Origin of the sequence: Bacillus mojavensis, from assembly GCF_012648005.1 — a bacterium.
Classification (GTDB): Bacteria; Bacillota; Bacilli; order Bacillales; family Bacillaceae; genus Bacillus; species Bacillus mojavensis.
On record NZ_CP051464.1, the window covers coordinates 373,212 to 387,485 of the forward strand.

Genomic DNA, 14,274 nt, shown 5'->3' on the forward strand with positions numbered 1-14,274 from the left:
CTTTTCGGTATCCCGCATGGAACTTTTCACCCATTTTTCGGTGATAAAAACAATTTTTTCATTTAAAGTGAACGTTAGAAAGGTTAAAAATATTGAAAACAATGAAGAATTAGGCAAAAATGTTTCTCTTTGGTGAAAAAGAAACTGCAGGCTTTATCTGCCTGTGCCGGCCGCCCGCAATAAAGGCTTACGGCACCCGCTTTTAAGAGCGGTAGTTGTTTTTTGTTTGGATGCAACGCTTTTGAGATGTAGTACTTTCGGCTTTTTGATCAGTTAGTCCATTAGATTCAAAAGTTGTCAATGGATACGAAAGAGAAATCATCCTGCACATGTTACAAATTATTGAAGATTAGGGGAGGTAAGATAATATGGAAATAACTTTTTATCCTTTAACTGATGCACAAAAACGAATTTGGTATACAGAAAAATTTTATCCTCACACGAGTATTTCAAATCTTGCGGGTATTGGTAAGCTGGTTTCAACTGAAAGAATTGACTGGAAGCTTGTGGAGCAAGCGATCCAAGAGTTTGTCCGCAGAAATGACGCAATGCGTCTTCGTTTGCGTCTCGATGAAAACGGAGAGCCCGTTCAATATATAAGCGAGTATAAGCCTGTTGATATAAAACATACTGACACCACTGGAGATCAGCATGCGATAGAATCCATTTCACAATGGGGCCGGGAGGAAACGAAAAAACCTCTGCCTCTGTACGATTGTGACTTATTCCGGTTTTCCTTGTTTACCATCAAAGAAAATGAAGTATGGTTTTATGCAAATGTTCATCATGTGATTTCTGACGGGATCTCCATGAACATTCTCGGAAACGCCATTATGCATATTTACTTGGAATTAGCAGGCGGCTCAGAAACAAAAAGAGGAATCTCGCATTCATTTATCGATCATGTTTTGTCTGAACAGGACTATGCTCAATCAAAGCGGTTTGAAAAAGATAAAGCGTTCTGGAACAAGCAATTCGAGACGGTGCCTGAACTCGTTTCCCTGAAACGGAATGCTCCTGCAGGCGGAAGTTTAGATGCTGAGAGATTCTCTCAAGATGTGCCTGAGGCGCTGCATCAGCAGATTTTATCCTTTTGTGAGGAACACAAGGTCAGCGTTTTATCGGTATTTCAATCGGTGCTTGCCGCCTACTTGTACAGAGTCAGCGGGCAGAATGATGTGGTAACTGGTACATTTATGGGCAACCGGACAAATGCGAAAGAGAAGCAGATGCTCGGCATGTTTGTTTCTACGGTTCCGCTTCGGGCAAACATTGACGGCGGACAGACGTTTTTTGATTTTGTTAAAGACCGGATGAAGGATTTAATGAAGACTCTTCGGCATCAAAAGTACCCGTATAATCTTCTCATCAATGATCTTCGTAAAACAAATAGCTCTGTGACAAAGCTGTTTACCGTTTCTCTTGAATATCAGGTGATGCAATGGCAGAAAGAAGAGAATCTAGCCTTTTTGACTGAGCCCATTTTCAGCGGAAGCGGATTAAATGATGTTTCGATTCATGTGAAGGATCGATGGGATACTGGGAAACTTACAATTGACTTTGACTTCCGTACTGACTTCATGACACGTGAAGAAATTAAAATTGTTTGTGAACGCATGATGACATTGCTTGAGAACGCACTTACGCACCCGGATCATACGATTGATGAATTGACGCTGATTTCTGAGGCGGAGAAAGAGCGGCTGCTATTGCGGGCTGGCGGTGAACCGGTTAATTACCGCAAGAACATGACGATTCCGGCGCTATTCCAAGAAAAGGCGGAATCGCTTGCTGATCAGCCTGCGGTTGTGTTTGAAAATCGTGCATTGTCTTATCGAACGTTACATGAACAATCCGCACGCATTGCCAATGTGCTGAAAGAGAAGGGGGTCCGTGCAGACAGCCCGGTTGCCGTTTTGCTCGAACGTTCTGAACGGATGATCACGGCCATCATGGGGATTTTAAAAGCCGGCGGAGCCTATGTGCCGATTGACCCCGAGTTTCCGGCAGAGCGTATCCAATTTATTTTGGAGGACTGCGGTGCGGACTTCGTCTTGACTGAATCGAAGGTTGCGTCTCCAGATGCATCTGCTGAGCTTATTGACTTTGATCAGGCGATTGCAAGCGGTACAGATGCTATTTTGGATGTCAATGTGAATGCTGGTGATCTTGCCTACATTATTTATACGTCGGGAACAACCGGACGTCCAAAAGGAGTGATGATCGAGCATCGCCAGGTTCATCATTTGGTTGAATCTCTGCAGCAGACCATTTATCAGAGTGAGAGCCAGACCCTGCGGATGGCATTGCTTGCGCCGTTCCACTTTGATGCGTCAGTGAAACAGATTTTCGCGTCGCTTCTTTTGGGACAGACTCTTTATATTGTACCGAAGAAAACGGTGACGAATGGCGCTGCTCTTGCGGAGTATTACCGCAGACACGGAATTGAGGCGACGGACGGAACACCGGCCCATCTGCAAATGCTGATAGCTGCGGGAGATTTGACTGGTCTTAAGCTCAAACACCTGCTGATTGGCGGGGAAGGTCTTTCTTCTGTTGTGGCGGACAAGCTTCTGACATTGTTTCAAGAAGCGGGTGCCGTTCCTCGTTTAACCAATGTGTACGGGCCGACTGAAACGTGTGTGGATGCATCTGTTCATCCGGTTCACCCGGACAGTTCAGTTCAATCAGCGTATGTGCCAATCGGGAAAGCACTTGGGAATAACCGCTTGTATATTTTGGATCAAAAAGGCCGTCTGCAGCCGGAAGGCGTGGCGGGTGAGCTTTATATCGCGGGTGACGGTGTTGGACGAGGCTATTTAAACCTCCCGGAATTGACAGCTGAGAAATTTTCACAAGACCCGTTTGTGCCCGGTGACAGCATGTATCGTACCGGAGATGTGGTGCGCTGGCTTCCGGATGGAACGATCGAATATTTAGGAAGAGAAGATGATCAGGTCAAAGTTCGCGGATACCGCATTGAGCTTGGAGAAATTGAAACCGTGCTTCAGCAGGCGCCTGATGTTGCCAAAGCTGTCGTCTTGGCGAAGCCTGATACCCAAGGAAATCTTGAGGTTTGTGCGTATGTTGTGCAAAAAGCGGGAAGCGAATTTGCTCCTGCGCGTTTGCGGGAACACGCGGCAAAACACCTTCCTGACTACATGGTGCCGAACTACATCACAGAAATCACAGAAATTCCGCTCACGCCAAGCGGAAAAGTGGACCGCCGCAAGCTATTTGCGCTTGAGGTAAAAGCGGTAAGGGGAACAGCGTATACCGCACCTCGAAACGAAATGGAAAAAACAATCGCCGAGATTTGGCAGGATGTGCTGAGCGTTGAGAAAGCCGGGGTCTTTGACAATTTCTTTGAAACGGGCGGTCATTCATTGAAGGCAATGACGCTTTTAACAAAGATTCATAAGGAAACGGGCGCTGACATCCCGCTGCAATATGTGTTTGAGCATCCGACCATCGCCGCTCTTGCTGAGGCGGCCGAGCGTAAAGAAGGCCGGACGTTTGCGGCGATTGAGCCGGCTGAAAAACAGGAGCATTACCCGCTTTCTCTGGCGCAGCAGCGGACGTACATTGTCAGCCAATTCGAGGACGCGGGAGTCGGATATAACATGCCGGCGGCAGCTATTTTAGAGGGACCTTTAGACATTCAAAAACTGAAACACGCATTTGATAAGTTAATCAGCCGCCACGAGTCGCTGAGGACATCATTTGTGCTTGAAGGCAGCATACCGAGACAAAAAATTCATGACAGCGTCCAGTTCAACATCGAGATGATTGAAAGAAGCGGCCGCTCAAATGAGGAGGTTATGACTTCTTTTGTCCGCCGGTTTGACTTATCGAAAGCGCCGCTGTTGAGAATCGGATTGATGGAGCTCGAAGAAAACCGTCATATGCTTCTGTTTGATATGCACCATTTGATTTCTGACGGTGTTTCCATCGGCATTATTTTGGAGCAACTGGCACAGATTTACCGCGGTGAACAGCTTCCTGAGCTTCGCCTTCAGTATAAAGATTACGCCGTCTGGCAAAGCGCGCAGGCTGCTGAAGGATACCAAAAGGATCGGGCGTATTGGAAGGAAGCCTTTGCGGGTGAGCTTCCTGTGCTTCAGCTTCTATCCGATTATCCGAGACCTCCTGTCCAAAGCTTTGAAGGAGACCGGGTTTCCATCAAGCTGGATGCAGAGTTAAAGAATCGCCTGTATCGTTTAGCTGAAAAAAATGGCGCCACACTTTATATGGTCATGCTGTCAGCCTACTATACGCTCCTGTCTAAATATACGGGGCAGGATGACATCATTGTCGGCACTCCGTCAGCGGGCAGACATCATTCTGATACAGAGGGCATTGTCGGAATGTTCGTTAATACGCTCGCTATTCGCAGCGAAGTGAAGCAGGATGAGACTTTTAACAGCCTGCTCACACGTGTGCGCCAGCAGGTTCTGGATGCCTTTTCTCATCAGGATTATCCATTTGAATGGCTTGTTGAAGACCTGAACATCCCGCGTGATGTAAGCAGACATCCGTTGTTTGACACGATGTTCAGTCTCCAAAACGCGGCGGCGGGCATTCCGGCTGTCGGTGATTTGACATTGTCGATTCATGAAACCAACTTCAACATTGCCAAATTTGATGTAACGGTTCAGGCAAGAGAAACGGACCGAGGCATTGATCTTGATTTAGACTACAGCACAAAACTGTTTAAACGAAGCACGGCAGACAGGCTGCTCACGCATTTTGCGCGCCTGCTTGAAGATGTAGTTGCTGAGCCTGAGAAACAGATTTCTGAGTACAACCTTCTTTCTGAAGAGGAAGCCGCCTCACAAGTTCAGCAGTTTAACCCGGAAAGAACGCCTTATCCGAAAGACAAAACGATTGTTCAGCTGTTTGAGGAGCAGGCTGCCAAAACGCCGGATCGCCCGGCACTTCAATATGAAGGGCAATCGCTCACATATCGAGAGCTGAATGAACGGGCCAACCGTTTAGCGCGCGGCATTCTTTCAATGGGAGCAGGCGAAAGCAGGACAGCGGCCGTCCTATGTGAACGGTCAATGGACATGATTGTGTCCATCCTTGCGGTATTAAAATCCGGTTCGGCTTATGTACCGATTGATCCGGAACACCCGATTCAGCGGATGCAGCATTTCTTCCAAGACAGCGGAGCGAAAGTGCTTCTCACCCAGTCGAAATTAAAGGCGTTAGCGGAAAAAGCTGAATTCAAGGGTGTCATCGTGCTCGCTGATGAGGATGAAAGCTATCACGGCGATGCGCAAAATCTCGCTCTGCCGTTTGATTCTGCGGCCATGGCCAACCTGACGTATACATCCGGAACGACAGGAACGCCAAAGGGAAATATTGTGACACATGCCAATATTCTGCGTACGGTTAAGCAGACGAATTATCTCAGCATTACGGAACAGGATACGATACTCGGACTCTCAAATTATGTATTTGACGCATTTATGTTTGACGTATTCGGCTCTCTATTAAACGGCGCCAAGCTTGTGCTCGTTCCGAAAGAAACTGTTCTGGACATGGCTCGTCTTTCTCGCGTTATTGAGCGGGAGAACATCAGCATCCTCATGATCACGACAGCTCTGTTCCATCTTCTTGTGGACTTGAATCCGAGATGCTTGTCGACTTTGCGCAAGATTATGTTCGGGGGAGAACGGGCTTCTGTAGATCATGTGAAAAAAGCGCTGCAGACTGTTGGAAAAGGCAAGCTGCTTCACATGTACGGCCCATCTGAAAGCACGGTTTTCGCAACGTATCATCCGGTTGATGAATTGGATGAGCATACGATGTCCGTTCCGATTGGAAGACCGGTCAGCAATACGGAAGTGTACATTCTTGACCGCGCAGGACATGTTCAGCCTGCCGGCATCGCGGGAGAACTGTGTGTCAGCGGGGAAGGCCTCGTAAAAGGTTATTACAACCGCCCTGAACTGACTGAGGAGAAATTTGTGCCGCATCCGTTTAAAAAAGGCGAACGCATGTATAAAACAGGTGACTTGGCAAGATGGCTGCCGAATGGCGATATCGAATTTATCGGACGGATAGACCACCAGGTGAAAATCCGCGGACAGCGTATTGAGCTCGGAGAAATTGAGCACCAGCTGCAAAGCCACGATCGTGTGCAGGAGAGCGTTGTGCTTGCTGTCGATCAAGGTGCGGGAGACAAACTGCTTTGCGCGTACTTTGTCGGGCAGGGTGAAATTACAGCGCAAGAGCTGAGAGAGCATACGGCAAAGGATCTGCCGGCGTACATGATTCCTGCGGTATTTATCCAAATGGACGAGCTGCCTCTGACCGGTAACGGAAAAATCGACCGGCGGGCGCTTCCGCTTCCTGACGGCAACATCTCAAATGGTGTTTCATATATTGCGCCGCGCAATGAAATAGAACAAAAAGTTGCAGACATTTGGGCACAGGTGCTTCAGGTTGAAAAGATCGGCATCTATGACCAATTCTTTGAAATCGGCGGACACTCGTTAGCGGGGATGAAGATGCTTGCCTTGATTCATCAGGAACTGGGCGCTGAGCTTTCTCTCAAGGATCTTTTCCAATCACCGACCGTTGAAAGCTTAGCACAGGTTATTGCCGCCGCAGAAAAAGGAACAGCGGTCAGCATAAGACCGGCAAAGACACAAGAGACGTATCCAGTTTCTTCTCCGCAAAAACGGATGTATGTGCTTCAGCAGCTTGAAGGAGCGAACACAAGCTACAACATGCCATCGGTTCTTCGCCTGAAGGGTCATCTGGATGTTGAAAGGCTCAAATGCGTAATGAATCAGTTAATGGAGCGTCATGAAGCCTTTAGAACAACCTTTGAAATAAAAGACGGAGAAACGGTGCAGCGAATCTGGGATGAAGCGGCGTTTGATATGGCATATTTCGAAGCGCCAGAAGAAGAGACCGAGCGGATCGTTTCTGAGTTTATCCGTCCGTTCACACTTGACCGGCTGCCGCTGTTCAGAATGGGGCTGATCAAGCTGTCAGAAGCTGAGCATCTGCTGCTGTTTGACATGCACCATATTATTTCTGACGGAGCGTCTGTCAGCGTGCTGATTGATGAACTCTCGAAGCTGTACGACGGAGAAACCCTTGAGCCGCTTCATATTCAATATAAGGATTATGCCGTGTGGCAGCAGCAGTTTATTCAGTCCGATCTGTACCGGAAGCAAGAGGAGCATTGGCTGAAGGAGCTTGACGGAGAGCTGCCGGTGCTGACTCTTCCGACTGATTACAGCCGTCCTGCTGTTCAAACGTTTGAAGGAGATCGGATTGCGTTTGCATTGGACGCAGGAAAAGCGGATGCTCTTCGCAAGCTTGCAAAGGAAACGGATTCCACTCTGTATATGGTCCTTCTGGCGTCTTACAGCGCGTTTTTATCAAAATTGAGCGGCCAAAACGATATCATTGTGGGTTCGCCGGTAGCCGGACGTTCCCAAGCGGACATCAGCCGCGTCATCGGAATGTTTGTCAATACACTGGCGATGCGCACATATCCGAAGGGCGATAAGACGTTTGCGGATTATCTTGGTGAAGTGAAAGAAACGGCACTTAGCGCATTTGAAGCGCAGGATTACCCGCTTGAGGACCTGATCGGAAAAGTTGAGGTTCACCGTGACACAAGCAGAAATCCTTTATTTGATGCAGTATTTTCTATGCAAAATGCGAGCATCACAGATTTAACAATGAAAGGAGTCGAGCTTGAACCGCATCCGTTTGAACGGAAAACGGCCAAGTTTGATATCACGCTGACAGCTGACGAAACCGGCGGAGGGCTCGCATTTGTTCTTGAATACAATACGGCGCTGTTTACACCGGAAACGATTGAACGATGGAAGCAATACTGGATTCAGCTTTTAGGAGCAGTAACAGAAAATCCGAACCAGCCGCTTTCCAGCCTGTCGCTCGTCAACGAGACAGAAAAACAAACGCTCTTGGAGGCATGGAAAGGAAAAACACTGCCTGTGCCGACAGACAAAACGGTTCATCAGCTGTTTGAAGAAACCGTTCAGCGCCACAAGGACCGCCCGGCTGTCACGTATAACGGGCAGTCATGGACGTACGGCGAGCTGAATGCGAAGGCGAACCGTCTGGCGCGGATTTTGATCGACTGCGGCATCAGCGCGGATGAGCGCGTCGGCATTCTGACGAAGCCGTCGCTTGAAATGTCCGCCGCGGTGCTTGGTGTCCTGAAGGCGGGAGCGGCATTTGTGCCGATTGACCCTGACTATCCGGATCAGCGGATTGAATATATCCTACAGGACAGCGGTGCGAAGCTTCTCTTGAAACAGGAAGGCATCACAGTGCCGGACAGCTATACGGGCGAGGTCATTCTTCTTGACGGCAACCGGACGATCCTGAGTCTGCCGCTTGATGAAAACGATGAGGAAAATCCGCAGACCGACACAACCGCGGATCATCTTGCTTATATGATTTACACGTCAGGAACGACCGGACAGCCGAAGGGTGTTATGATCGAGCACCATGCGCTTGTCAACCTGTGCTTCTGGCATCATGACGCGTTCGGCATGACGGAGGAGGACCGCAGTGCGAAGTACGCGGGCTTCGGGTTCGACGCTTCCATTTGGGAGATGTTCCCGACCTGGACGATCGGCGCTGAGCTTCACGTCATTGATGAAGCGATCCGCCTTGATATCACCCACCTGAATGACTATTTCGAAACAAACGGCGTGACGATCACCTTCCTGCCAACGCAGCTGGCGGAACAGTTCATGGAGCTTGAGAACACGTCACTCCGCGTGCTCTTGACTGGAGGGGACAAGCTGAAGCGTGCGGTCAAACAGCCGTACAAACTCATCAACAACTACGGGCCAACCGAAAACACCGTCGTTGCGACAAGCACAGAGATCAATCCGGAGGAAGGCTCGCTTTCTATCGGGCGCGCGATCGCCAATACGAGAGTGTACATTCTCAGCGAAAGCCATCAGGTTCAGCCGGAGGGCGTGGCCGGAGAGCTTTGTGTGGCGGGACGCGGACTGGCGCGGGGCTATCTGAACAGGGAAGACGAAACCGCGAAGCGGTTTGTCTCAGATCCGTTTGTGCCGGGTGAACGCATGTACAAAACGGGCGACTTGGTGAAATGGACGGGCGGCGGCATCGAATACATCGGCCGGATCGACCAGCAGGTCAAGGTCCGCGGCTACCGAATCGAGCTGTCAGAAATCGAAGTGCAGCTGGCCCAGCTTTCTCAGGTGCAGGATGCGGCAGTGACAGCTGTGAAGGATAAAGCGGGCAATACCGCAATTGCCGCATATGTCACACCGGAAACTGTCGACACAGAAGCGCTGAAGTCAGCGCTCAAGGAAACCTTGCCGGACTACATGATCCCGGCGTTCTGGGTGCCGTTGAACGAGCTTCCGGTTACCGCAAACGGCAAAGTAGACCGCAAAGCGCTGCCGGAGCCGGATATTGAAACAGGAAGCGGAGAATACAAAGCGCCGTCCACTGACATGGAAGAGCTGCTTGCCGGCATTTGGCAGGACGTGCTCGGTATTTCTGAAGTCGGTGTCAGCGACAATTTCTTCTCGCTCGGCGGAGATTCCATTAAAGGCATCCAGATGGCGAGCCGCTTGAACCAGCACGGCTGGAAGCTGGAAATGAAGGATCTCTTCCAGCACCCGACGATCGAAGAACTGACACAATACGTGGAGCGTGCCGAAGGCAAACAGGCAGACCAAGGCCCGGTGGAGGGCGAAGTTATCCTGACGCCGATTCAGCGCTGGTTCTTTGAAAAGAACTTCACGAACAAACATCACTGGAACCAGTCGGTTATGCTTCATGCCGCGAAGGGCTTTGATCCTGAACGGGTTGAAAAGACATTGCAGGCACTGATTGAGCATCATGACGCGCTTCGCATGGTCTACCGCGAGGAACAAGGGGAGATCGTTCAATTTAACAAAGGGCTTGATGCTGTCTCTGTTCACTTAGAGATCACCAAACTTGAGGGGCAGGCTATAGATCATGAAGACCGCATAGAGAGAGAAGCGGAGCGTCTGCAAAGCAGCATCAATTTGAAGGAAGGCGGCTTGTTAAAAGCAGGCTTGTTCCAAGCGGAAGATGGAGACCACTTGCTGCTTGTGATTCACCACTTAGTGGTTGACGGTGTATCGTGGCGGATTTTACTGGAGGATTTCGCTGCGGTTTATACACAGCTGGAGCAAGGGAACGAGCCGGTACTTCCGCAGAAAACCCATTCGTTTGCGGAGTATGCAGAGAGATTACAAGACTTCGCAAATTCCAAGGCCTTTCTGAAAGAAAAAGAGTATTGGAAACAGCTTGAAGAACAGACTGTCCCGGTGAAGCTTCCGAAAGACCGCGAATCTAGTGATCAGCGAATGAAACATACAAAGACAATCGGATTTTCGCTGACTGCTGAAGAGACAGAACAGCTTACCACTAAGGTGCATGAGGCTTATCATACAGAAATGAATGATATTTTGCTGACGGCATTTGGATTAGCGATGAAGGAGTGGACAGGTCAGGAGCAAGTGAGTGTTCATTTAGAGGGGCATGGACGTGAAGATATCGTAGAAGACCTGACCATTTCCCGGACAGTCGGCTGGTTTACGAGTATGTTCCCGATGGTGCTGGATATGAAGCATGCGGATGATCTGGCTTATCAGCTGAAGCAAATGAAAGAAGACATCAGACATATCCCGAACAAGGGAGTGGGCTACGGCATTTTGCGCTATTTGACGGCGCCGGAGCATAAAGAAGATGTGGCGTTCTCCATTCAGCCGGATATCAGCTTTAACTATTTAGGGCAGTTCGACGAAATGTCGGATGCAGGTTTATTCACGAGATCAGAGCTGCCATCAGGACAGTCATTAAGCCCGGACACGGAAAAACCGAACGCGCTTGATGTTGTCGGATATATTGAAAATGGAAAACTGACGATGTCACTGGCCTATCATTCTCTCGAATTTCATGAAAAAACGATACAGACATTCAGTGACAGCTTTAAGGCCCATCTTCTTAGAATCATTGAACATTGCCTATCTCAAGATGGCACGGAACTAACGCCGAGTGACCTTGGCGACGACGATTTGACGCTGGATGAGCTTGATAAATTAATGGAAATTTTCTAATAGAGGTGGCATATGAGCAAAAAATCAATTCAAAAGGTGTACGCACTTACACCGATGCAGGAAGGAATGCTGTATCATGCGATGCTTGATCCGCATTCTTCCTCTTACTTCACACAATTAGAGCTTGGCATTCAAGGTGTTTTTGATCTTGAAATCTTTGAGAAAAGCGTCAATGAACTGATCCGGTCATACGATATTCTCCGTACGGTATTTGTACACCAGCAGCTGCAAAAGCCGCGTCAGGTTGTGTTAGCGGAACGCAAGACAAAGGTGCACTATGAAGATATCAGTCATGCAGACGAGGATCGCCAGAAAGACCACATTGAGCGTTACAAACAAGACGTTCAGCGCCAAGGCTTTAACCTGGCAAAAGACATTTTGTTCAAGGTGGCAGTTTTCCGCCTTGATGCAGATCAGCTGTATCTTGTCTGGAGCAATCACCATATTATGATGGACGGCTGGAGCATGGGCGTGCTGATGAAAAGCCTGTTCCAAAACTACGAAGCGCTCAGAGCAGGCCGCACACTTGCAAATGGGCAGGGCAAACCATATTCCGACTATATTAAGTGGCTTGGAAAACAGGATAATGAAGAAGCGGAAGGCTACTGGAGCGAACGCTTGGCGGATTTTGAACAGCCAAGCGTGCTCCCGGGCCGCTTGCCGGAGAAGAAAGACGAGTATGTGAACAGAGAATACTCATTTACATGGGATGAGGAACTGGTTGCACGCATTCAGCAAACGGCGAACCGCCATCAAGTGACGGGGCCTAACCTGTTTCAGGCGATCTGGGGAATCGTCCTCAGCAAATATAACTTTACGAATGATGTTGTCTTCGGCACGGTCGTATCGGGACGGCCGTCTGAAATCAACGGAATCGAAACAATGGCGGGGCTCTTCATCAATACCATTCCGGTGCGTGTAAAGGTTGATCGGCAGTCTACATTCGCTGATATTTTCACAGCTGTTCAGCAGCATGCGGTGGAGGCGGAGCGCTACGATTACGTGCCGCTTTACGAGATTCAAAAACGTTCAGCCTTGGACAGCAGTCTTTTGAACCATCTTGTCGCTTTTGAAAATTATCCGCTTGATCAAGAGCTTGAAAACGGCAGCATGGAAGACAGGCTCGGGTTCTCTATCAAGGTTGAGAGCGCATTTGAACAAACAAGCTTTGATTTCAACCTCATTGTTTACCCGGGTAAAACCTGGACCGTCAAAATCAAATATAACGGCGCTGCATTTGATTCTGCTTTTATTGAACGGACAGCAGGACATCTCACCCGCATGATGACAGCCGCTGTCGAGCGGCCGGACGCCTTTGTGCGTGAGCATGGGCTTGTGGGAGAAGAAGAGCAGCGGCAAATTGTGGAGACCTTTAACAGCACTTCAACAGAACTCCCTGAAGGAATGGCTGTTCATCAAGTATTTGAAGAACAAGCAAAGCGGACACCGGCAAGTACTGCCCTCGTATATGAAGGAGCCGAGCTGACATACCGCGAGCTGAACGAAGCGGCCAACCGTCTGGCGAGAAAGCTCCTCGGGCAAGGTCTTCAACAGGGTGAAACAGCAGCCATTATGAATGACCGTTCGGCAGAGACTGTTGCCGCCATACTGGCTGTTTTAAAAGCCGGCGCTGCATATGTGCCGCTTGATCCCGCACTTCCGGAGGATCGGCTCCGTTTCATGGCGGAGGACAGCTCGATTCGGATCGCTTTAGCTGGAGAGGCCTATACAAAACAGGCAAATCAGCTGCAAGTGCCGGTTCTCCCGCTGGAAGGCGTCTTTGAAGAGAATGAAACGGCTGACAATCTGAATCTGCCCGCCGATCCGTCTGATCTGGCTTACATCATGTACACGTCAGGTTCGACCGGAAACCCGAAAGGCGTCATGATCGAACACAAAAGCATTCTGCGTCTCGTCAAAAATGCAGGATACGTTCCTGTTCATGAAGAAGACCGCATGGCGCAAACGGGAGCTGTCAGCTTTGATGCCGGCACATTTGAGGTCTTTGGCGCGCTGCTGAACGGCGCGGCGCTTTATCCGGTGAAAAAAGAGACACTGCTTGATGCGACACGGTTTTCAGCGTTCCTGCGTGAGCAGAAAATTACGACGATGTGGCTGACATCGCCATTATTCAACCAGCTTGCTGCAAAGGATGCCGGCATGTTTGGCACACTGCGTCATTTAATCATCGGCGGAGACGCGCTCGTGCCGCATATTGTAAGTAAAGTGAAACAGGCATCGCCGTCGCTTTCTCTGTGGAATGGGTACGGCCCGACAGAAAATACGACATTTTCTACAAGCTTTTTGATTGATCGCGAGTACAGCGGTTCAATTCCAATCGGGAAGCCAATCGGAAATTCCACTGCATACATCATGGATGAGCAGCAGCGTCTGCAGCCGATCGGAGCGCCCGGTGAACTGTGTGTCGGGGGTAGCGGTGTGGCACGGGGCTACGTCAACCTCCCAGAGCTGACGGAGAAGCAATTTCTCGAAGATCCGTTCAGACCGGGTGAAAAAATGTATCGAACTGGCGACTTGGCGAAATGGCTTCCGGACGGGAATATCGAGTTTTTAGGAAGAATTGATAACCAGGTGAAGGTGCGCGGGTTCCGGATTGAGCTTGGGGAGATCGAAAACAAATTGAACATGGCCGAACATGTGACAGAGGCTGCCGTGATCATTCGCAAGAACAAAGCGGATGAAAATGAAATTTGCGCGTACTTTACGGCAGATCGCGAAGTGTCTGTGAGCGGGCTGAGAAAAACGCTGTCACAATCATTGCCGGACTATATGGTTCCTGCCCGTTTGATCCAGATGGACAGCCTGCCGCTTACACCAAACGGAAAAATCAATAAAAAAGAACTGCCTGCGCCTCAATCAGACGCTGTGCAGTCTGAATATGCAGCACCCAAAACAGAGAGTGAAACGAAATTAGCTGAGATTTGGGAAGGGATACTTGGCGTTAAAGCAAGCGTTACAGATAACTTCTTTATGATCGGCGGACATTCTCTGAAAGCGATGATGATGACGGCGAAAATTCAAGAGCATTTCCACAAGGAAGTACCGATTAAAGTGCTTTTTGAAAAGCCGACCATTCAAGAACTGGCACTGTATTTGGAAGAGAGCGAAAGCAAGGAGGAGC

At 49.3% G+C, this 14,274-nt stretch carries 1 protein-coding gene and 1 pseudogene; both read left to right on the plus strand.

Going from position 1 to position 14,274, the window contains the following annotated elements:
* Positions 1-368 precede the first annotated feature (368 nt).
* The gene (gene srfAA / locus HC660_RS01990) at positions 369-11,132 is read left to right on the plus strand and encodes a surfactin non-ribosomal peptide synthetase SrfAA (RefSeq protein WP_168746910.1); all 10,764 of its coding nucleotides are present in this window, start codon (positions 369-371) and stop codon (positions 11,130-11,132) included.
* Between the two features lie 12 nt (positions 11,133-11,144).
* Positions 11,145-14,237: pseudogene (gene srfAB, locus HC660_RS21425) on the plus strand (surfactin non-ribosomal peptide synthetase SrfAB); the annotation flags it as partial.
* Positions 14,238-14,274 lie beyond the last annotated feature (37 nt).